At 46.7% G+C, this 22,389-nt stretch carries 20 protein-coding genes and 1 tRNA gene; 9 read left to right on the forward strand and 12 right to left on the reverse strand.

What is annotated here, in order from left to right:
* Positions 1-30: 30 nt before the first annotated feature.
* The 9 genes from LP107_RS01035 to LP107_RS01075 all read right to left on the reverse strand — a co-directional run bounded on the left by LP107_RS01035 (position 31) and on the right by LP107_RS01075 (position 8,652).
* Positions 31-255 carry a hypothetical protein gene (locus LP107_RS01035; protein ID WP_264676708.1) on the reverse strand — a complete coding sequence of 75 codons (225 nt, stop codon included), beginning with the start codon at positions 253-255 and terminating at the stop codon, positions 31-33.
* Between the two features lie 515 nt (positions 256-770).
* On the reverse strand, positions 771-1,019 hold the full coding sequence (locus LP107_RS01040; RefSeq protein ID WP_115369716.1) for a helix-turn-helix domain-containing protein: 249 nt from the start codon (positions 1,017-1,019) through the stop codon (positions 771-773).
* The gene (locus LP107_RS01045; protein ID WP_264676017.1) at positions 1,016-1,213 is read right to left on the reverse strand and encodes a helix-turn-helix transcriptional regulator; all 198 of its coding nucleotides are present in this window, start codon (positions 1,211-1,213) and stop codon (positions 1,016-1,018) included. Before LP107_RS01045 ends, LP107_RS01040 begins: the two co-directional genes overlap by 4 nt.
* A 138-nt stretch (positions 1,214-1,351) precedes the next feature.
* A complete protein-coding gene (locus LP107_RS01050) occupies positions 1,352-2,068 on the reverse strand; it encodes a hypothetical protein (RefSeq protein WP_264676016.1) in 717 nt (238 codons plus the stop codon).
* Between the two features lie 268 nt (positions 2,069-2,336).
* Positions 2,337-2,786 carry a GNAT family N-acetyltransferase gene (locus LP107_RS01055; RefSeq protein WP_264676015.1) on the reverse strand — a complete coding sequence of 150 codons (450 nt, stop codon included), beginning with the start codon at positions 2,784-2,786 and terminating at the stop codon, positions 2,337-2,339.
* Positions 2,776-3,072 carry a type II toxin-antitoxin system TacA family antitoxin gene (locus tag LP107_RS01060; protein ID WP_264676014.1) on the reverse strand — a complete coding sequence of 99 codons (297 nt, stop codon included), beginning with the start codon at positions 3,070-3,072 and terminating at the stop codon, positions 2,776-2,778. Before LP107_RS01060 ends, LP107_RS01055 begins: the two co-directional genes overlap by 11 nt.
* Before the next feature lie 283 nt (positions 3,073-3,355).
* On the reverse strand, positions 3,356-4,555 hold the full coding sequence (locus LP107_RS01065; protein WP_264676013.1) for a tyrosine-type recombinase/integrase: 1,200 nt from the start codon (positions 4,553-4,555) through the stop codon (positions 3,356-3,358).
* Between the two features lie 165 nt (positions 4,556-4,720).
* Positions 4,721-4,797 (reverse strand) — tRNA-Pro (locus LP107_RS01070).
* Positions 4,798-4,908: 111 nt separating this feature from the next.
* Positions 4,909-8,652 (reverse strand): Rne/Rng family ribonuclease, encoded by a 3,744-nt coding sequence (locus LP107_RS01075; protein WP_112741732.1) that lies wholly within the window; start codon positions 8,650-8,652, stop codon positions 4,909-4,911.
* A gap of 613 nt (positions 8,653-9,265) precedes the next feature.
* Here LP107_RS01075 and LP107_RS01080 point away from each other — a divergent pair.
* The 5 genes from LP107_RS01080 (at position 9,266) to LP107_RS01100 (ending at position 15,298) form a co-directional block, all read left to right on the forward strand.
* Positions 9,266-10,267 (forward strand): RluA family pseudouridine synthase, encoded by a 1,002-nt coding sequence (locus tag LP107_RS01080; RefSeq protein ID WP_264676012.1) that lies wholly within the window; start codon positions 9,266-9,268, stop codon positions 10,265-10,267.
* Positions 10,268-10,595: 328 nt separating this feature from the next.
* A complete protein-coding gene (ppx, locus tag LP107_RS01085) occupies positions 10,596-12,152 on the forward strand; it encodes an exopolyphosphatase (RefSeq protein ID WP_112741733.1) in 1,557 nt (518 codons plus the stop codon).
* Positions 12,153-12,155: 3 nt separating this feature from the next.
* Positions 12,156-12,836 (forward strand): hypothetical protein, encoded by a 681-nt coding sequence (locus tag LP107_RS01090; RefSeq protein WP_264676011.1) that lies wholly within the window; start codon positions 12,156-12,158, stop codon positions 12,834-12,836.
* A 72-nt stretch (positions 12,837-12,908) separates the two neighbouring features.
* The gene (locus LP107_RS01095) at positions 12,909-13,715 is read left to right on the forward strand and encodes an acetyl-CoA carboxylase carboxyltransferase subunit alpha (RefSeq protein WP_078272993.1); all 807 of its coding nucleotides are present in this window, start codon (positions 12,909-12,911) and stop codon (positions 13,713-13,715) included.
* A 107-nt stretch (positions 13,716-13,822) separates the two neighbouring features.
* Positions 13,823-15,298, forward strand: coding sequence for a UvrD-helicase domain-containing protein (locus LP107_RS01100; RefSeq protein ID WP_078272994.1), 1,476 nt, complete (start codon positions 13,823-13,825; stop codon positions 15,296-15,298).
* Positions 15,299-15,426: 128 nt separating this feature from the next.
* Here the strand turns inward: LP107_RS01100 and LP107_RS01105 are convergent, their stop codons facing one another.
* Positions 15,427-15,948: a hypothetical protein gene (locus tag LP107_RS01105; protein ID WP_112741735.1), complete on the reverse strand. Its 522-nt coding sequence runs from the start codon at positions 15,946-15,948 to the stop codon at positions 15,427-15,429.
* 84 nt (positions 15,949-16,032) lie between these two features.
* Positions 16,033-17,238 (reverse strand): phosphoserine phosphatase SerB, encoded by a 1,206-nt coding sequence (gene serB, locus LP107_RS01110; protein WP_264676010.1) that lies wholly within the window; start codon positions 17,236-17,238, stop codon positions 16,033-16,035.
* Positions 17,239-17,470: 232 nt separating this feature from the next.
* Between serB and LP107_RS01115 the strand changes: the two genes are divergently transcribed.
* The 4 genes from LP107_RS01115 (at position 17,471) to LP107_RS01130 (ending at position 21,601) form a co-directional block, all read left to right on the forward strand.
* The gene (locus LP107_RS01115) at positions 17,471-18,718 is read left to right on the forward strand and encodes a hypothetical protein (protein WP_112741737.1); all 1,248 of its coding nucleotides are present in this window, start codon (positions 17,471-17,473) and stop codon (positions 18,716-18,718) included.
* A 182-nt stretch (positions 18,719-18,900) separates the two neighbouring features.
* Positions 18,901-19,116: a PA3496 family putative envelope integrity protein gene (locus LP107_RS01120; protein WP_029102430.1), complete on the forward strand. Its 216-nt coding sequence runs from the start codon at positions 18,901-18,903 to the stop codon at positions 19,114-19,116.
* Between the two features lie 98 nt (positions 19,117-19,214).
* Entirely contained in the window at positions 19,215-19,751 is a 537-nt protein-coding gene (locus tag LP107_RS01125) for a YecA/YgfB family protein (protein WP_078272998.1), read from the forward strand.
* Positions 19,752-19,948: 197 nt separating this feature from the next.
* A complete protein-coding gene (locus LP107_RS01130; RefSeq protein WP_078272999.1) occupies positions 19,949-21,601 on the forward strand; it encodes a fatty acid--CoA ligase in 1,653 nt (550 codons plus the stop codon).
* Between the two features lie 18 nt (positions 21,602-21,619).
* Here the strand turns inward: LP107_RS01130 and recO are convergent, their stop codons facing one another.
* The gene (gene recO / locus LP107_RS01135; protein WP_078273000.1) at positions 21,620-22,372 is read right to left on the reverse strand and encodes a DNA repair protein RecO; all 753 of its coding nucleotides are present in this window, start codon (positions 22,370-22,372) and stop codon (positions 21,620-21,622) included.
* Between the last annotated feature and the right edge of the window lie 17 nt (positions 22,373-22,389).

The raw sequence follows: 22,389 nt of genomic DNA on the forward strand, positions 1-22,389 counted from the left end.
TTTCGCTTGTACAGTATTTCCCGAAAAAGTCTATTGCTTAACCAACAAATGCGGTTCATCAATCACTTCTTGGATATATTCGCTATGTTCTCTAAGCTGTTTGGCGTGTTCAAGGCAAATTATGGCATGGTCTTGATACATGGTATCGCCTTTTAGTTCATGGGCTTGCAAAAATAGCGTTGCCATGCAGTCGTTTTTGTCGGCGTGTGCGTTTAGGGCATTCACAACTTTTTGCAGGTAATCAATATCAATCATAAAAATTTACTCCCATGGGGTTGGTTTGAATATCAACTTTTGTCAAGTTTTGCCCTGTTAGTCAATGTTAGTATTACTGCCTGGCTGATTTTGCCTAGTAGCTCGGTTGTGGTATGTAGGTCGTGGGACAGTTTGGTTAAATACGCTTTTATCATGGTTTATGCTCTGTGTTGTGATTTTCCTAATTTTGAGAAAACGGCTTTCATAAATTTGTGGTGGCGGTTTTCCCCAGTTTTGTGGAAATGAATGTTAGGTTTTGACAGGTTCCAAAAAATCTTGCTTGGATTTGAAAACGTGGCAAAGGGTCGTATCTGAAAATACAGCCCTTTGGTTAGCAAACAAGTTAGTAAGGTTTTCCATGGACTTGTATGCGTACTGGTGAACAGCAAAGTGAACAAGGAAATGCTTGGTTAGCAACTTGGTTAGCAAGGTTTTTCATAAATTTATGGAATACAAAAATGAAAAGTATTAGTTTCCAAAAAAGTTTCCACGGTACGCAAGCTGGTACGCAAGATTTACACGCCATAGCCTTTAATCTCGCCTGCCTTGACTTTGGCGATATAGGTTTTATCTAGCCAATAGCACGCATAACGTTTGCCATCGGCATTCTCTACCGTCTTTGACAAAATGGGTACACCAAAATGCCGTCTAAGCTCGCCTAGTCGCTGTGATAGGGAAAAGCACCCAAACAGATTAAGGGCGGTGATGGGCGTGATTGATGCCCCTGTCATTAGGTGGTTGTAGATGTCCTGGCGTTGGCTCATGCTTCCCCCTGTGCTTGTAACCATGCGTGAATGTCGCTGTTTCGCCATACGGTTACGGTGGGGGATAGCTTGATAGGCTGTGGGAATTTACCTTGCTTAACCCACGCCCAGACGGTGCTTTTGCCAATGGGCAAAAATGGCAGTAATTGAGATAATCGGCTCATGCCGTCATGGGGTAGTGTTTGTTGGTTCATGTGATACGCTCCTAAGCTGTAATGGATTAGGGCGTATTGTAGGCGGTGGGGAATACAAAAAACCCTTATAGGGATTTGGGTAAATCCTTATAAGGGTCATTTATTTTTTAACTGTATGATTTTATGTGGTATTTTTTTCTACAATCCTTTGCTTATTTTTTCGCTGATTAACTCTATCAAGGTTCTATAAGCGGTTTCCTTTAAATCTCTATACCCCAAAAGGTCTAGCTGGTCATTGATTTGTTGTAATTGTTTGCTATCCATTTTATTTTTACTAAAATCTAATGGGCTTTTAATTTGATTGATTGCCAATAACAAACGAACAAAATTATTTAGCGTTCTTACGTCCAAATCGTCCAGTGTTTTTTCGGTATTGGCATTTTGGTATTTTCTTTCTAGCTCTTGATAATCATGATACAATAGGGCATATTCATGGGGCAGGCATTCATAATATGCCCCTGTTTCGTCTTGGTGATCATCATCTGGCACAAATGATTTAGCTTGTGCGATTAACTCATCATTCACAAAAATCCCTATCTTTTCCAAATTGGTTAAGGTGCGTTTTCGACTAAATCCATAATCATGCAACAAATCATTATGGCGGTTTTCTAACTTATCCAAAATTGCCTGTTTCATGGCTTTATAGCTTGGCTCGCTTGCTTGGTCTATTCTGATAACTTCTAGGGCATAACCATCTTTAACCATGCAAGTTTGATTGGCAAAGAATTTGGCGTTTAATAAGTTTGGTATATGGTCTTTGCTTTCGCTATCATATTCTAAAATCAAATTTATCAACTTATCTACACTAATAAACGTGGCATTACAATTATTTTTCATTTCATCAAATTTACTCATCTTGCCGTCTCTCTTGCACTGAACGAACTAGGGAATTAAAGGATGATATGATAGCACGCTAGACAATATAAGGGTATTGGAAAAGATGAAATAAATCCCTTGTGTTTTTTATAAAATTGTGATTTTGGCATATTGGATAATTTTAACACCGCTCTAACTTTGGCGGTTTGTGGCTTTGCGGATTGTCAATAGTTTTTAAAAATAAAATAAGAAAATGCACCCTATTTAGGGTGCTAACCGCCTTTTGCTACTCCTAGCCTGCCTGAATTCAAATTTGACGAACATTTAAAATCAATCGCAATGGATTGGCGGTTGGCACAAATCCAAACTGTTCATAATATTGGGCTAATCGCTCATCTTTGGCATCTATCACGATAACCATAACGCCTGTTGTTATGCTGATGTGCTTAATTGACTGTATGGCATGGGATAGTAATACCTTTGAATATCCTCGCCCCTGATGGCGATTATCCACGCCCATTCTGCCTATCATAATGGCAGGTGTGGAACGTGGATAGCCCTTTAAATCAAGCTCAATGCTAATATTAGCAAGGGTATAAAATCCCATAATGGTTTTGCCGTCTGCCAATACATGAACCCTTGCTACGCCCTTTTTGTGGTGTTGGCTTGCCATTGTCCATAAGTAGCGGTTAATCTCATCTTGCCCACAGTCAAAGGCGGTGCGGTCGTGGTGCTTGTCCAATAACTCAAACTGCATGGGTTAAATCCTTGATGCCGTCTGTAAGTGTTAATAACTCTTTCATGGCAGGCGTGGGCGGTGGCGGATTGTCCAATAACTCTTTGAGGATTGCCTTGTCTTGGTCGTTATCAATTTGCCAATTCTCGCTAACCTGCTCGCCTTTTTGTAGTAGTTCAAGCGATTTTTGATACATGGTGGTTAAGATAAAATGGCTCATGCTTACGCCCATTTGTTCGCTCGCCTGTTCAATCACGGCTTTGGCGTGGGGCGTGGTTCTTATGCTGATACGCTCGGTAGCTTGCATGGAATTACCCTTTTGTGTGTTTGGTGTGTGTACATTATAAATCTAATTTTACCAACAATCAAGCTCTAACCCTTGATTTACAAGCCTTTGCCAAAAATGGTGTACGGTACACCACAAAGTACACCGTTTTTTTAATAAAGTACACCGTTTTTTAGTATAAGTACACCGTATTTTTAACCCTAAACCCTTATAGATAAAGGCTTATACACCGTTTACACCGTTTTTTTATGGTTTCTGCTACACAATTTTTTATTTTGCTCATAAAAAAGCCCCCAAATGGGGGTTAAAAAGTGAATTTAGCCCTTTCATCATCTATCAAATTCGCCCAATCATTCATCATCTGAATGCGGTAATCTAGGTACATTGCCCCATTATAGGCAAGGCTTACCTTATCCGCCTTGCTGTGGGCTAATTGGGTCTCGATGGCTTGGTGGTCGTATTGTAGTTCGTGTAGTTTGGTGCTGGCAATACCACGAAAGCCATGCCCTGTCATACGCCCCTTATAGCCTAGATTGCCTAAGGCTTGGGTTAAAAAGTTCTCACTTACTGGGGCTTTGGATTTGGGGTTAAAAAACACCCATGTATCAGATAGCCCCATTGCCTGTATCTGCCGTAAAATGGCGATGGTTTGGGGTGCAAGTGGTACAATGTGGGGCTTTCGCATTTTCATCTTATCGGCTGGAATACGCCATAAGGCATTATCCCAGTCCACTTCTTGCCATGTCATGAACCTTAGTTCTTTGGTGCGTACGAACGTTAGGCAAATGAACATAAAGGCAAGTTTGGTAAGTGGTTCGCAACTGGATTGCTCAATGTCATTTAGCAGGCGTGGCAATTCGTGAAAGTCTAGGCGTGCAAAGTGTTCTGATTTGCGTTTGGTTAGGCGTTTTTCCAGTCCGTCTGTGGGTGGCATACGGTCATAGTGTCCTTTATCCCTAGCATGGCGAAAGATTGCCCCTATTTGGCGTATGGCTCGCTTTGCCATGTCATACGCTCCACGCTGTTCTATGCGTTTGGCAACATCAAGCACCATTTGCGGTGTGATGGCATTGATGTCGATATGAGCAAGGTGTGGGGCGATGTCGTTTTGGTATTGGGCAAAGTCTCGCTTGTGGGTGGTGGGTGCTACGGTATGTTTGCCTTTATTGGCTGGGTTATTGGGGTCTCTTTGGGCTTGGTACTCGCTTGCCATTTCCCCAAATAGCACCGTATTGGGCTTGGCGGTCTTGGGGTCTATGCCCTGTTTTAGCTTTTCTTTGATTTCTAGGGCGTGCAGGCGTGCCTGTGATAGGCTGATGGTGGGATAATCCCCCAAAGTGATGTTGGTTTGTTTGCCATGCTGACGATAAGCAACAATCCACTTTTTAGCCCCTGTATGTCTTACCCATAATTGTAAGCCGTTGCCGTCTGAATGCTTATCGGGGCGGTTGGGGGTGCATTTATCAGACGGTTTAAGCCGTCTTATGGTGGTATCTGTTAGCATGGTTTGCCCTAAGTGTTGGTATAAGGATTTTTATACCAACAAATATACCAACAAAAAGCATAGATTTCAATGGATTGTTAAAGACTGTGCAAGACAACAAAAAGGCTGGAAAGTAAGAAAAATAAAGGGCTATCGCACGATTGTGGATAGCCCTAGATTGTTGTTTGGTCGGAGTGGCGGGATTCGAACTCGCGACCCCTTGCACCCCATGCAAGTGCGCTACCAAGCTGCGCTACACCCCGAATAGGCGATTATTATAGCAGGTTTTTGGTAGATTGCAAGCGATTTTTAACTTGTATTGTGATTGTAAAGCAAAAACCGCCCAATAAATTTGGGTGGGTTTGTATGGCGGTTTATCCTGCTTGATTGTCATCAGATGATGGGGTATCAAGCGGGGTGTTGTCATCGGCTTTGGGTTTGCGTTTGACGACTTTTGCCTTTTGGGCTGCCTTAGATGTTCTCTTGGCAGGGGTTTTGGCAGGTTTTGGAGTTTTTGTTTTGGCAGGTTTGGGCTTTTTGGGCGTTACCAAATTCAAAATCCCTGTTGGTTGTAGCAGTTGACCCGAGACGCTCTCAATCATGTCCTTATAGCTGGCAGGACTGGTTTTGGTGGTCTCATCATTTGTCTTATCGTCAGTCTTATCAGCTACTTTGGGGGCTTTGGCATCTGACATTTTATCGTCGTCTTTGGATTCATCAGTTGGACTGATGATATCATCCAAGGCTTGCACCAAAGATTCCAAGGCGGACTCAGCGGATTCTAATACTTTATCCATGGTGTCGCTGGCAGACTCTAACAAGCTTGGCTCGGTAGTGTCATGTGTACTAGGCTCCGCCATGTCGCCTACTGGCAGGTCAGGGCTGTCCACAGGCTCAGGCTTGTGAGTTTCTGTGGCAGGGGTTGGCGTCTCGTCTGTAATCGTACTCGGGACAGATTCGCCTGTTGTCTCATCAAGGATGGGACTTGTGCCTAAGTCAGGGTGTTGACCACGGGGATCGTTGCTGGCACGCTGAGCGATGGGGCGTGGCATGGTTTTGGTTTTGCCTTGTCCGATGTGCCATGCACGCTGTGCGGTGGTATGCTCGGCAAAGTCCGCCAGATATTCGCTTGAGAGTGGAGCGTAGCCATAGTTGGCGAACTGCTTGGCGAACGCCTGTTCAAACTCTTGCTCTCCATCTGTCGCAGAGTGAGTCTCTGTGGGTTTGTCAGCGTGAATGGCGTCTACCGCACGCAAAAAGTGTGCCACAAAGTCATCACGCCATGCTTGGGGCAGGGTGTCGCCCAGTACGCTTTGGATGAACTCGCCTGCCGTGCCTGTGATGGTCGGGCGAGTTGTGGTGGGGGCTGACTGTGCTTTGGTCAGACCAAGCTTCTCACGCAGGGCGACCGCCACGACTCGGGGGTCGTTGATTGCCTTATTCATCTCTTGGGCGAGCGTGGTTAGGCGTTCTGCACTCACGACATCAGCGGTTGGCATGTCTGCCTGCTGTGTCATGTCGCAAGCATTAGCACTTACTCCACCTACTTGGGTGGATGTGGCTTGCCCTTTCTGATTTACCCCTGTATCATTGGCAGGTGTGGTAACAGGAGTGGTAACACTGTCATCCACACTGATGGTTTCTGTTACCACTTCTGCTTGCACCGCCAAGTCTACCACTTCGCTGTCTTTGTTGGGTTTATCGGCGGGTTCGGCTTTTTCAGCTCTGGTGCGTTTTGGCTTGGGTTTGCTGTTGTCTAGCGAGACATGCACCACATCGCCTGTCATTTCATGCTGGATGATGGGACTGATGTATAGCACCACTTCATCGGGGTTGGCAGATTTGCGTGTGCTACGGTCAGCTTTGGCAGGTTTATCAGCACTCTTGTCTGCTCTTGGCTTATGTTTTGATTCTGGCTTTGGCTCATCGGCTTGGGGTTTGGTTGCCGATCTGTCCATGCCCTTGTCTATGCCTTTATCCGCCCCTTTGTCCGCTTTGTCGGCAGGTCTTAATGTCTCGCCACGCACCATTTCGCCACGAGATTCACGCTGAGAGTTTGGCTCACGCTTGGGATAGTCTGGCTCTTTTCTGCGACGGTCGGTTTTTTCGTTTCTGTCCTTATCATAGTTTTCGCGTTTGTCGGTCTTGTTCTGACTGTCACTGTCGCTGTGGTCACGTTTGGTCTTTTTCTTGTATTTGTCATCACGTTCAGAGCGAGCAAGGCGTTCTGTCTTGTCATGATGTTTGTCACCGCTCTTGTCGTGGGTTTTGTCGTCAGCTTTTGCTTCTTTGTGTTCTTTTTCGGGCAGAGCTAGGGTGCCAAACGAACCTAGGCTCACGCCCCCACCATTGACGATGGATTCGATGGCAGCGGCAGCGTCTTCGTTATTTAGGGTGTGAGCAAGGCGTGCCTGTGGTTTGGGGGCAAATAGGTTGGATAACCACGCCACGGCTTTTGGCTCATGGATAGGTTTTGTGTCTTTGGCTTTGGGCTTGTCTTTTTGGGTGTTTGGGGCGGGCTTTTGTTCGGTTTTGTCCCAATGATTTGCCCCTTTTGGTGTGGCAGGTTCGGGCGTTTGCCAGTTCACTTCATAGCCACGGTCAATGTTTTCACGCTCTTCAACATCAACAATCCGCTCATAGCTTGACGGGGCAAAGCCGTCTGGGTTGAAGTGCAAGCTAAAATTGGGCGATTCTAGATGAGCATGGGGCAAAATGGTAATGCGTGTGCCTGAGTCTTGCTCTAAATACACAAGGCTTTCACGTTTTTCGTTAAGCAAAAAGGCGGCAATCTCGGTCGGCACTTCGGCTTGAATCTCACCCATACGCTCTTTTAGGGCAATCTGTTCAATCTGACGCATGATAGACAGAGCAAGCGAACGCAAATCCCGTATCATGCCGTTGCCATGACAACGAGGGCATAGATAGCCTGTGGCTTCTTCTAGGGACGGACGCAGACGCTGACGGCTCATCTCCATCAGCCCAAATTTGCTAATCTCGGCAAACTGCACTCTGGCACGGTCGTAGCGTGTGGCATCAATCAAGCGTTTTTCCACATCCTTTTGGTGGCGTGGGTCGTTCATGTCAATAAAGTCAATGACGATGAGTCCGCCCATGTCTCTTAGGCGTAGCTGGCGGGCAATTTCATCGGCGGCTTCTAAGTTGGTGTGATAAGCGGTCTCGGAGACGTCCGAGCCTTTGGTGGACTTGGCGGAGTTGATGTCGATTGCCACCATGGCTTCGGTTTGGTCGATGACGATAGAGCCACCAGATGGCAGGCGTACTTCACGCTGATAGGCGGTCTCAATCTGACGCTCTACCCCAAAACGGCTAAACAGTGGCTCATAATCGGTATATTTACGCAGTTTGCCCATTTGGGTGGGCATGACGGACGCAATAAAATGCGCCGCTTCGTTATAGGCGTTCTCGCTGTCAATCCATACCTCGCCGATGTCATCTCTAAGATAATCACGCACGGCACGAGTGACCACGCCTGCTTCTTGGTGGACAAGGCAGGGGCTGGGGCGAGTGCGGTTTTGCTCTTGGATAGATGACCACGCATCGAGCAGGTGGTTTAGGTCGTTTTGTAGGTCATCAAAGCCCTTGCCAATCCCTGCCGTTCTCACAATCACGCTCATGCCACGGGGTATGGACAGACTGGCGATGATTTGCTTCATCTCATCACGGACTTTGCCTGAGATTTGACGGCTGATACCGCCTGCCTTGGCGTTGTTAGGCATGAGTACCAGATAACGCCCAGCGAGCGACACATAAGTGGACAAGGCAGCTCCTTTGTTGCCACGTTCTTCTTTTTCGACTTGAACGATGACGCTGTCGCCTTCTTTGATGATGTCTCTGATGTTGTCGGTGCGTGGGTTGCCTTTTAGGTACTCTGGGGCAATCTCTCTGAGGGGCAAAAAGCCCTGACGAGCCGAGCCGTATTCGACAAATACCGCTTCTAATGACGGCTCAACACGGGTAATATGCCCTTTGTAGATGTTGGCTTTTTTTTGTTCACGCGTACGATTTTCTAGGTCAAAATCGTAAAGGTGGTGGTCTTTGCACAGTGCCACACGAATCTCTTCGTTGTGGGTGGCGTTGATAAGAATGCGTTTCATTGATGTTTCCTTAACATAAGGCACATCAAAGTGGTAAGAGGAGGCGTTGCCTATTAGACAAAAGTGGTTGGGTTGTGATTGACTTTATGCTTTAAAAATCAATCACGCAACATAAAATTTACATTTAAAAACCCATTTGGCAAATGATTGCCAAATCAGTTCAACGCCTAACATTGGGGGAGATTTGATGGTATTGTGAGCGTGCCAATGTGGTTTGGTGCGTGTAGGCACCACGATAAATTGGGCATGATGATAAATACAATACAAAAAATTTCCTAAAATATCCGTATCATCGCTTGCACCGATGAGCCAAACCGCCAATTCTCCGACCACAGTGTTTGTCTTGTGTGGTCGTGTGGGTTTGGCAAAAATTCTTACGCACTTTGTGTGCAAAATAAAAAATAGGGTGATTGCCGTGATTTAAGTTTGATGAATGTGGGTATGACACCCTTAAAAAGAAATTTGCTTGAAATTTTTAAACATACGCCATGATTGGCAAAATTGACATTTTCTCATCACTTTATTGGGCAATGTGCTAAACTATGTTATTAGCGGTTGGATTTTAACAGATTTGACCGATTTTTCCTACCAAAATTTTTACTTTTTACAAATTATGCAAAAACCATTTTCCAAATCGCCCAAAAAACCAACGCCCAAACCCCAATCAGCGGACGATGTCATCACCGACTTTGCCAAAGTCAATTTTATCAGCGTAACGCCCAACCAAGACGGACAACGCATTGATAATTTTTTGCTCGCTCGCTTAAAAGGCTTGCCACGCTCGCACCTATATAAGCTCATCAGAGACGATGAAATCCGCATCAATAAAAAACGCTGTAAGCCCCATGACCGCATTAGTACAGGCGATGTCGTGCGTGTCGCTCCCATTCGCCTGTCGGTGCGTGATGAACCTGTGGTGTCAGATGACTTTGCTAAAAGCTTGCTTGGACGAGTGGTGTTTGAAAATGACGGCTTGATTGTGCTAAACAAACCGCACGGCTTGGCGGTGCATGGCGGAAGTGGCGAGAGTTTTGGGGTGATTGAAGCCATGCGAGTGGCAACGGGCAAAAAATATTTAGAACTTATCCATAGGATTGACAAAGATACGTCAGGGCTACTGCTTATCGCCAAAAAACGCAGTACATTAAAAGACTTACAAGCCCATTTTAGAGAAAAAACCATACAAAAAGACTATCTGTGCGTGGTGCATGGCACGGTCAAGAGCGGTCAAAAAATAGACAAGCCGCTCCTTAAATATACCCTAAAAAATGGTGAAAGACGGGTCAAGGTAGATAAAGACGGCAAACCGTCCCAGACTGTGATAGAGGTGCTGGCGACTTTTGAGATAGACGGCATGGCGGTAAGCCTTGTCAAGGCAAGTCCCTTGACAGGACGCACGCACCAAATCCGTGTGCATATGGCAAGTATCGGTCATGCCTTGCTTGGCGATGACAAATACCAATCGCCCACGCAAGCAAGCCTTGCCACCCAAAAAGGCATAAAACGGCTGTGTCTGCACGCATGGCGGATTGCTGTGCCAAGCGATGATAATGTGCAGGTGTTTGAAGTGGATATGCCTGATGATATGAGGGGGTTTGTGGGGGATAGGGTTTAGGATTGTGTGCGATTATTTAACATGGGTTAAGAGCTAGTTAAGAGTAAGTAAGGTGCATACCACGCACCACTATGTTTTTAGGCATTGTTAATGGGTAAGTTTTTTGGATAAATTGGTAGGGAAAAATTGCAATTTGCTCCTACAAATCTATCCAAAATTATCATCAATTAGCAAAGGCTTAAAAAATATTGGTGCGTAATACGCACTTTACCATTACGACAGACAAACATAGAACGCTTCCCCAAATCAACCCAATTTCCCCAAAAAGCCCTAGACAATTTGCCAATTTTATTTTACAGTAGTCATTTATATTTTTTGGAAAAACGCCATGAAACCTGTAATGATAGACACGACCGCCCGCCATGAAGCGATTGCCAAATCCATTTCTGACACAGGGCTGTCCCGTGATGAACTTTTGGGGGCGATAGACTTGGGGTCAAACAGTTTTCACTTGGCAATCGCTCGGCTTGACCATGGGGAGGTACGCCGTATCGCCAGCATTTCTGAAAAAGTGCAATTAGGGGCAGGGCTTGACGAAAACAACGTCCTATCTGAGGAAGCCATGGAGCGTGGCATTGATTGCCTAAAACGCTTTTTGCCCCATGTCAGCGAAATCAGCCCCGACCGCCTAAGGGTGGTGGCAACCAACGCCCTAAGAAAGGCGGTGAACGCCCAAGAATTTATCCGCCGTGCCAATGCTTTTTTGCCAAAGCCCATTGAAGTCATCGCAGGGCGTGAAGAAGCTCGCCTTATCTATCTTGGCGTGTCGCACTCTAACGCCAGTACCGACAAACGCCTTGTGATTGACATCGGTGGGGGCAGTACCGAATTTATCATCGGACAAGGCTTTGAACCCATTGAAATGGAAAGTTTGCAAATGGGCTGTGTGTCTTTTACTCGCAAATTTTTTGCAGACGGACGTATCAGCGAGCGTGCGTTTGACGGGGCGATGACGGCAACCCAAACCGAGCTGTTAAGTATCGCCAAACGCTACAAAAAAACAGGCTGGGACAACGCCATCGCGTCATCTGGCACAGCAAAGGCGTGTAAACTTGTGCTAGAAGAGCTTGGATTTGCCAAAGATGTCATCACGCTGGACGGCATGATAAAATTAAAAAAACACCTTATCAAACTTGGCAACATTGACAAAATCACCTTTGAAGGGGTAAAAGCTCATCGCCAAGCGGTATTCCCAGCGGGAGTGGCGGAGCTTTTGGCAATCATGCAAACGCTTGATATTAAAGACCTTTATTATTCAGACGGGGCGTTGCGTGAAGGCGTGATGTATGACATGCTGGGGCGGCTTGACAATGAAGACGTGCGAGACCGTTCGGTGTCCGCCCTTGCTGAGCGGTATTCGGTGGATTTTAAGCAGGCAGGGCGTGTCATGACGACTTGTGGGCGACTGTTTGACATGGTCAAGGCGGATTTGGGCTTTGATGATGAAGACAGAGACTTGCTCCGCCGTGCGTCCAATTTGCATGAGATTGGGCTTGCCGTGGGTCATAGCAACTATCAGCGTCATAGTGCGTATTTGCTTGAATTTTCGGACATTGCAGGTTTTGCCCAAACGGGTCAAGCGAGCATGGCTCAGATTGCCCTAAACCACAGACGCAAACTCAAATCCGAAAACCTAGATATTATTGAAAACTTAGGCGGTCGCAAACTTGCCTATCTGTGCCTGATTTTACGCCTTGCCGTTACCGCCAACCACTCACGCACCATAAAATCCGCCCCCATTTACCTATCCATTTTGGACAAAAACAAAGACCATTGGCAAATCACGCTGGGAGACGGCTTGCACAAAGAGCTTATCGTTAATGAATTAAATAATGACATTGCCCAATTTGCCAAATGGGGGGTGAAATTGTCGGTGGTTGGCTAATCCATGACCGTATACAAGAGCAATGATGACATTTCAAGCCGTATGAGCATTCCCTTGCCGTTTGTCATCATGCGTGAGAATGCTACCAAAGCGCGATTTGCAGAGTATTATAAAAAAGACAATCTGCATGGTTGGTTGTTTTGTGCTTTGGTGGTGATAGGACAACTGTTTGTGTTGGGTCTTTTGTTATCTTTGGGTAATTCGATACTGGATATTATTTGGTTTTGGCTTCTACTCATCGTGATGTTTGCAGTCATTTCAATGATTGACAAATACCAATATAAAAAGCAATTAAAAGTAATTAAAAATCTACCAAAAATCACTCCTTTTATTACCATTCATCATCAAGACATGCGTGTGTATGACCCTTTTGGTGAAGAGCTTGTGGCTATGCCGATTGATAAGATAGGAAGTGTTTATATTCTGTCTAAGGGCAATCTGTCGTTTGCGATAAGTTTAAAAAAGTCATTGTGGCATGATTTTTCTTATGTAATCAGTTCCAATGAGATGGGAGCTATTTTTTATTTTACCCATCAAAATGAAAGATACATTCCTGAAAACCTAAGAAGTTGCATTTGGATAATTGACAGTATGGTAAAAATGCTCCAACAAGACCCAACCGCCAGCCATTTCCCTTTTGTCAAGAAAAACTACACCAATGGGCGAGCGTGGGACGACCCCTAAACCATTTCCCAAACGCCAAAAAATATGCTAAACTATATAAGTTTACATTTGTACGAATGATAAGGAAACATTATGAACCAACCTGTGAGCGTTTGGGAAAGTGTCAAACTTGCCCGCCATGCCGACCGTCCGCTGTTTTTGGATTATGTCAAGACGCTATTTACTGAATTTGATGAGTTGCATGGCGACCGTGCTTTTCATGACGACCGTGCGATTTTGGGCGGTCTTGCTCGTTTTGACGGCAAGCCTGTCATGGTCATCGGTCAGCACCGTGGGCGTTCTACTCGTGAGCGGATTACCCACAATTTTGGTATGGCAAGCCCCGAAGGTTACCGCAAGGTCATTCGCCTTGTGCAGATGGCAGAACGCTTTGGCTTGCCTGTTTTGACATTCATCGACACCCCAGGGGCGTACCCCGGGGTGGGAGCAGAAGAGCGTGGGCAGGCAGAAGCCATTGCCCGTGCCATTGCGGTATTTAGCAGTCTTAACACCCCAATCATCGCTACCGTCATTGGTGAAGGCGGTTCGGGCGGAGCGTTGGCAATCGGTGTGGCGGATAAGGTCAATATGCTCCAAAATAGCATTTATTCGGTCATCAGCCCCGAAGGCTGTGCCTCTATCCTGTGGAAAACCGCAGAAAAAGCCCCTGATGCGTCCGAAGCGTTGAAACTGTCGGCAAATAATTTGCACCAGTTGGGACTCATTGACGAAGTTGTGGACGAAGGGGCTGGTGGACATATTGAGCCTGATGTGGTGATGACAAATTTAAAAAATTTGTTAAACGAGCAATTAAACGAGCTTGAAATGCTGGGCAAAAATGAGTTGCTCGCTGGGCGGTATGAGCGTCTTATGAGATTTAATTCTAAGACTTCGCTGTGATTGTGATGTCAGACAAACCGCCAAAAAGGGCGGTTTATTATTGCCAAAACTACCGACAATGCAGGCAAAATTTGCTATAATACCACGTTTTATCCAGACCGACCGCCATGACCGCATACGCCCCTACCGATGAGCAATTATCCGCCCTAAATATGGCGATGACAGGCGATTCCTTTAAAATCGTGGCGTATGCAGGGGCAGGCAAGACCACGACACTCAAACTCATCAGCGAGAATTTGCGTGGGCGTGGGCTGTATTTGGCATTTAATAAGTCCATCGCCAGTGAAGCCCAAGGCAAATTTCCCCCCAATGTCAAATGCCAAACCTTTCACTCGCTCGCCTATCGCCATGTGCCGCGGGGCATTACCGCCAAAGTGAGTCTGCCACGGCTGACCCCTGCTAGACTGGCAACGGAGCTTGGCTTGAGTGCCATCGAAGTGGAGCGAAGTTTTGACGGGGTTAAAAAATCCGTGGTGCTGACCCCTGCCAAACTTGCTAATATCATAAGCGAAGCCATCATCACGTTTTGTAAGACGTCATCTGCCTATCCTGCCCCACGCCACATCACGCCCCCGTCTTGGCTGTCCGATGCTGACAAGGTGCGATTGCAAGAGCTACTCTATCCTGCCTTTGAATATCGCTGGCTGTCGTCCATCGACCCCCGCCATCAAGCAGGGATAGGGCATGATGTCTATCTAAAACTGTGGACGCTCTCAAATCCCATCATTCCTGCCGACTTCATCCTGTTTGACGAAGCCCAAGATGCCGACCCGCTCATGATGGGGGCGTTATTACAACAAAATAAGCAGACCATTTATGTCGGGGATGCTCATCAGCAGATTTATGAATGGCGGGGAGCGACCAACGCCATGAAACGCTTGCCGTATCCTGCCACGCTACTTACGCAGTCGTTTCGCTTTGGCGATGAGATTGCCAAAGTTGCCAATATTTTTTTAAAGGCATTACAAGAAGAAATCCCCCTAAAAGGCAACCCTGCCAAACATTCGATGACCGCACGCCTGCTGGCAAATGGGCAAAAAGATGCCATCCTTTGTCGCACCAACGCCAACGCCATGGCTCGTCTGTTGGCAGGGCAAAAGATGGGGCATAAAGTCGCCTTGCAAGCCGACAGTGCAAGAATACTGCGATTTTGCCAAGGGGCGGACAGCTTAAAACATGGCAAATCCGCCTATGGCACGCCCGAGCTTGCCTTTTTTAGTCATTGGGGCGAAGTCCAAGAGTTTAGCGAGACAGGCGAAGGCAGTGACCTAAAAACATGGGTGCGACTCATCGAAGAGCATGGCACCAAGACCATCACATCCGCCATCAATAACCTAACCACGCATTCACACGCTGACTATGTCGTCTCTACCGCCCACAAATCCAAGGGGTTAGAATGGGGCAGGGTGCAGATAGATGATGACTTTTTGTACGATGTCAATCGCCAAACCGTCAAAATCAGCCCCGAAGAGCTACGCCTGCTCTATGTCGCCTGCACTCGGGGCAAGGACGTGCTGGACGTGGACGGCATTAAGGAGCTGTTGGCAGGACTGGTCAGCGGTAAGAAATTGGTGTATGGGTAGGGTAATGGGTGTAGTGATTTAAATTGGGGATGGCATGGGGCGATTTGTTACATCCATTTTAAAAAGGGACGTGTAAAAAAGAGCATGTATGCCACGCCCCATGCATTATGCGTTTGATGAATGAGATGTTATTTACCAGACTTGCCAAAATTTTTACCAAACGTCTTATTGGTAAAATCAACCGCTTTATTTATATAAGGACGAGCCTGCTCAAAATACGGCTTGGCTTGTTTGACATAATCAGCATAAGGTTCAGGCAAGCTCGCCCCCTGCTTGGCAACACCTGCAAACCACAGCACGAGCTTATAATCGCCCGAGATGACCACATCGCCATCTTGGATGGCACTCATAAAACTGGTGATGTCGCCTTTGGCAAGCAGTCGCACGCCCGTCATGGAGTTTTTAAAGTCAATGGTCAAATCAGCATGTCTGGCAGTCCCCAACGCCTGCCCAAAATGCCCATCAACAAAGCGGTAGTAGCGTGCCACGTCATCGCCACTTTTAAATTGAATGGCAAGCTCTTTGTCTTTGATAAGGTTGTGATAAGTCTCGTTATCGCCCTTGGATAGGGCTGACAGTCGCAGTCCTAAGCCGTACAGCAGGGCATCCAAAGGGTCGGTTTTTACGTCGATGATGGGTAAAGTTGGCATGATGTTCTCAAAATGGCAAAATAAAAAATAATACTCTAACGCAAATCCGAGCGTTTAAAAGTGTTTTTTGGTAACTTGGATTTATCAGTGCTTATCAAAGCGATGACCCATGGCGTACAGCACGCCTTCTAGTCCTGTGATATTGACCGAAGTGTCAGCTTTAACACGCACGATGGGCTTGGCTTTATAGGCAACACCAATGTCGCTAATCGCCATCATGGGCAAATCGTTTGCCCCATCGCCCACGCACACTACTTCTTCCATGTCTATCGCCATCTTATCAGCGACATGAGCGACGATGCGGGCTTTGGCTTTGCCATCAATGATGCCACGCTCGACTCTGCCTGTCAGCTTACCGCCTGTTGCCAGTAGGGGATTGGCATGATATTCATCCATGCCCAACGTCTCGGCAACATATTTGGCAAAGGGGGTAAAGCCCCCTGATATCAGCACCGTGCGACAGCCTTTGCGTTTTAGGGCTTTGATGGTGGCAAATGCTCCCTCTGAGAAGCTGATGTGGTCTTTGATAATCTCATCAACCACCGAGACATCCACACCCTCTAAGAGTGCCACACGTTTGGCAAAACTTTCATTAAAATCTATCTCACCACGCATGGCAGATTCGGTAATTTCTGCAACCTTGTCCGCCACACCGGCAATGCGTGCCAACTCAACGATAACCTCTTGATGAATGAGCGTTGAATCCATGTCAAAACAAACAAGTTTATGACGGCGAAGCATTTGGGCGATGGATAGGATATGAACGTCAATATAGCCTTTTTTGAGTTGTGCCATCTGCTCGGGGGTAAGTTCGGATACTTGCCCTGTCTCATCAACTTGAAATTGATAGTTGGGCTTGGGCTTTAAGGTTTTTCTTAGATAAGCGGTCAGCTGTTCATCGATGATGTGGGCGACCGCCTCACGCTTGTCGGCATTCATCTCTTTGTGGTCGGTTGGGATGAGTAGATAACGATATACCGCCACGTCAGAGAGATGCTCATGAGTGCCAATCAGATGTGCATTAGCAACCGCCATCTCATCATCAGCGACCACCACAGCTTGCCAGCCCCTTTGCTCACTGCTCCATGTTTGCACCACGTCATCCATCTGCCGACCACTGTCTGTCAGTTTATCAACTGCTGTCTTTGCTACCACCACAATAATGGCAAAAACGGGCAACTGTTTTAGAGCTTGAATACTGCCTGTTGTACCCTCAGGCAAAAGATGTGCCACGCGATCAATGGCATTTTGCCATGCCTTAGAATCTTTGGGAAATGCGTAAGTATTCATCGTTAGTACTCGTTATTGTTGATGTTGCGTTTTATTGTAACATTTTTAGCTGGGCAATGAAAAGTTAAAATTGGCATGGACATGAATTATTGAAATTTTATAACAACTTGGTCAATATTATGTAAAAATTTTATCCAAATCATGCCAGTATGAGTTTAAGTGCTTAAAATTTCACAAAAAAAATGATAAAATCTATACCCTATTTGTCCACATGCCCAATGAACGATTCATCATGACCTATCCTGCCCCTCGTCATGGCTTATTTGCTGTTTTTATTTTGGTAAGCCTAACCCTAAATTTGCTGTTTTTTGTCATCAGTGCCGAGCGACAGCAAAAAGAGCGTTATGAGCGTAGCATACAGGCAGAAGCGGTGGCGATTGCCGAAGAGCTGTCCGCACCGCTTAGCATTAACGACCGCATCAGCATGAGCGTGGTGGCAAATCGCTACATTCGGGGCGATGACGTGGCATTTGTGGGGGTGTATGATGTTAATGACAATCTGCTCGTGCCTGTGGGCAAAGAGACAAATGGGCATGCGGTCAAAGAAGTGGTGACAGGCAGTCAAAGCGTGTTGGGTCATGTGACGGTGCAGACGCATGAGATTAATCGAGCCAAGATTATCTCTGATAACTGGATGTATCTGGTGGGCGTGGCGTTTTTACATGCACTGCTATTGCTTATTTATGGCTATGTGGCACGCCCGACCGACGCCATTTGCACAGAGATTTCCCATGACGTGCGTAACCGCCTGCTTGCTAAGGGACTGCTGTATGATGTCAATCAAAAGAACCACGCCCACAGCAGTGGCGACCCCATCGGCACTCAAACAGGCTCATCTAGTACACATCACGCCAAGTATGATACGCCCCCCGCCCAATCTGAACCGTCACATCAAACACAAAGCGAGCATACCTATGTCATCCAAGCCCGCTTTGACGACCCCAACGACCTGCTTGCCACGGTGAGCAATCAGACCAAAAACGTCTATTTTTCACTGTGCCATCAGCTACTGAGTAAGGCGACCACAGAACTGCTTGCCCTGCCGGTGTTTCATGGGGTCAGCGTCGAGAGTATCTCGCCCTTTGATGACCAAGGCTGTCGTATCGTCCTGTCAGGCAAAGACAAATACAGCAAATCTGCCCTAGCATCCATTCTGCTGGCACGACTGGCACTCATGCTCAATCAAACCATCTATGACAAGCACCGTGAACTCAAACGCTTTGCCCTACCCATACGTACTTATGTCAGTGACGTCGCCCGTCAAGATGAAGTGGTGAGCGTGGGCATAAAACACCGCAAAACACCACTGGTGCTGATGCCAAATCGTGTCATCACGGATTTATCGTCTCACGGTAATTTTCTAAAACTTGCCGACCCGATTAGTGTCGCCGAGCGTGAATGCCGTCATCTAAGACACGTGAGCGTCTCCCATGCCGAGACATTGGAGCGAGTGCGAGACAAGGTATTGCTGTCTGGCTGATGGATAAAAATGGGGAATGGTGGTAATATTTTTAAAAATTTACTTGACAAAAGATGATTTTACCTTTATAAGGATTTTGAAATTGGGTCAGTTTGTTTTTGCCAAATTGATTTAAAAATAAAAACAAATTTATCCATATTGCCCATTATTTACCCCAACCCATTTATCCAAAAGGAGTTATCATGAGCGGTCTTGATGATGATTTTGATGATGATAATTTTGAAGAAGATGCCGATGCCCAACTGGCAGACGACACCAAAGCCAAACCCTTAGAAAAACGCCTTAAAATCGACGCCATGCTCGAAGAGCAACGCCTAAATAAACTCATGCGTGCCTTAGAAGATGACGATGATTTTGCCGAATTTGATGATTTGGACGATGATGATTTTGATGCCTAAACTTGCCTTAGGCTAAGTTTGGTGTTGTCATTTGCCTGTCATCTAATTATACCACTTTTAGCCATGCTATTTTAATCCCAAACCCTAAGAGTACACCCATGACCCGCGATGAATTAATAACGCTACTATACAGCGAAGAGACGAACCCTTATGGCTTTGACCCTGTTGCCACGCATGGGTTTTTGACCGCCAGTATCGTCGGCAAGCCTCTGCCAAATTGGCTGTCTGTGTATTTTGATGGGCATGAAAATGAGGTGAGCGATGATGTCAAAACCGCCCTGACGGCATGGCGAGATGGGATTTATCAAACCCTAAAAGACGAAGAGCCTGTTGAACTGCCCTTTGATGCTGACGACGACGAAGAAGACTTTGGCGAAAATTCAGACGTGGTGGCGTGGTGTATCGGCTTCATCGAGGCGATGTATGGCGATGAGTCTGTGGATTGGTTTGATGATGCTGACACCGAAAAAGACGTGGCGGAGCTGACCTTGCCGATGGTCATTTTGTCAGGCATGGATGAAGAGAGTGAAGAGCTTGGCATGATGAGAGGTGACATTGACATGATGGTGCAGCTCGCCAATAGCTTAGAAGGCAATGTTACTGAGCTGTTTTTGTTGTTTCATACCAATGATTGATGTTGGTCTTTGATATTACAAATCTTTGTGATGGATGCCCTAAAATCAGCTGTGTTTTAGGGTGTTTTTTATGTACAAAAATTCTTTACAAGTGTTTTTAAATGAGTTATGCTAAGCCATCAGTCTTAGGATGGATAATTTTAGGATTGTTTTAGGATTGATGACTTTTGATTTTTATCTATTTGTAAGGACACATCATGCACGACCACATTCACGGCTATGAAGCCAGCCTTCACGCCTATCCTTTTCCACTCATTATCAAACAGCTGTTAAACCGAGCCAAAACCGTCTCGCTTGACCAAGAGATTTTTTATGCCGACAAAGCCCGATTTACTTATCGGGAGTTTTTGGGGCGGATACAGCGTTTTGCCAATGTTTTGACCGATTTGGGGCTAAAACGAGGCGACGTTGTGGCAGTCATGGACTGGGATAGTCATCGCTATTTAGAAGCGTATTTTGCCATTCCCATGCTCGGGCTGATTTTGCAAACGGTTAATATCCGCCTGTCCCCTGAAAAAATCCTATACACCCTAAACCACGCCAAGCCCAAGGCGTTGCTCCTTAACTCTGAATTTATGCCGATGATTGGCAATCATGTCCATGACGTGCCAAGCGTTGAGAAAATCATCTGGCTTGATGACCACACCACGCCTGCCCCTGATTTTGTGGTGGGCGAGTACGAAGAGCTGTTAAGCCGTGCCGATGATGTATTTGAATTTGAAGATTTTGACGAAAACACCATTGCCACGACTTTTTATACGTCAGGCACGACAGGCGACCCCAAGGGCGTGTTTTTTAGTCATCGTCAAATCGTCCTGCACGCCATGGCGGTGGCAATGGGGGCAAGTCTAAACCCCGATGAAGTTGGGCTTAGATACTCGGACGTGTATATGCCGATTACGCCAATGTTTCATGTTAATGGCTGGGGCATTCCCTATGTGGCGACCATGATTGGGTTAAAACAAATCTACCCAAGCCGTTATGTGCCAAGCCTACTGGTAGATTTGGCAATCAAACACAAGGTAAGCTTTACCCACTGCGTACCGACTATTTTACAAATGATGCTAAAAGAAGCAGGCGAGCGTGATATTACCTTTGACGGCTTAAAGATGATTATCGGCGGCTCACGCCTGACCGAAGGGCTTGCCAAATCCGCCCTAGCCCGTGGCATACAGGTCTATACCGCCTATGGCATGAGTGAGACCTGCCCTGTGATTACGGTGGCAACTTTTGACAAAAAAGAGCCTTTAACGCCCGAGAACTCACTTGCCATTCGGGTAAGTACGGGCGTGCCTGTGCCACTCGTGGACTTGCAAATTTGGAATGAGCACGGGCAAAGCCTACCCCAAGACGGCAAAACCGCAGGCGAAGTGGTGGTGCGTACGCCGTGGCTGACTCAGAGTTATTTTAAAAACCAAGACGCAGGCGATGAGCTTTGGACGGGCGGTTATCTACACACCCAAGACATCGCCCACATGGATGATAAAGGCGTGGTGCGAGTTACCGACCGCCTAAAAGACGTCATCAAGTCAGGGGGCGAGTGGGTGTCATCATTGGAGATTGAGACGATTTTGTCGTTGCACCCGTCTGTAGCGGACATTGCCGTCATCGGTATTCCTGATGACAAATGGGGCGAGCGACCTTTGGCGTTGGTGGTCAAAAAGCCAAATCATGAGAACATTACGCCTGATGACATTTTGGCACTGGCACACCAAGCCTATGAACGGGAGATTATCCCCAAATACAGCATGCCGAGCGAGCTACGTTTTGTTGCCGATATTCCCAAAACCAGCGTGGGCAAGCATGACAAAAAGGTGATTCGCACGCTTGTGGCGGATGGTGAGTTGTAACAAACGCAGGGCAGGCGGTCAAGACAACTGGCGATATCTGACCTGTTCTGCCCATAACTTACGACTGTTTAAGGGCTTGTAGTCAAGTAGGTAGTCTATCATCGCCCGATGTATCTGTCCGAGCAGTGCCAAGGCGGTGGGGCTTGGCTGATGATGGTCTGTCTTGCTGACCGCCCTAATCACTGCCCCTGATGTGCCAGTGTCGTCGGTGCTGACAAAGCCCCGTGTGGGGATAAAGTCATAATATGACTGCACATCAATCGCCTGCCCTGTCTCATCTGTACCCCAGTCAATGCCTACGCCCAGCTCATCAAACAACGCTCTCTCAAACTGCCGTAGTGTCCGTTTCATCTTGTTCATGTTGCTCATCTTATGAGCGGTACTGTTGCCCGTTTGATTATTTTTATCATTGCCCATGTCATGACTGACAGCTTGGAGTTGTGTCACGCTGTCATGGTAGTGTTGCCATAGGGCGGGGCAGGGGTTTTCGGGGGCGATGAGTCGGCAGATGAGTTCATTAAGATAGAGTAGGGCGTACTGATTTTGCCCCAAAGGGCGTGGGGGCGATGTGGTCGTGATGTGAATTTGGGTGAAGTTTTTTAGGGTGTTTTGTCCACTGGCAAACAGCTCAATGACTGCAAAGGACGGCATGCCACGCACGCCTACGCCATGCACCACGCCATGTTCGGCACTAAAAAACTGATAAATCGCCCGTTTTTCTTGATAGGCTCGGGCATGTAGTAGATAGCCGGTCAGTGGCTCGTTTTTCATGATGGGTCGCTTGATAT

It is taken from the genome of Moraxella bovis (assembly GCF_025985205.1).
In the GTDB taxonomy this organism is placed as follows: domain Bacteria; phylum Pseudomonadota; class Gammaproteobacteria; order Pseudomonadales; family Moraxellaceae; genus Moraxella; species Moraxella bovis.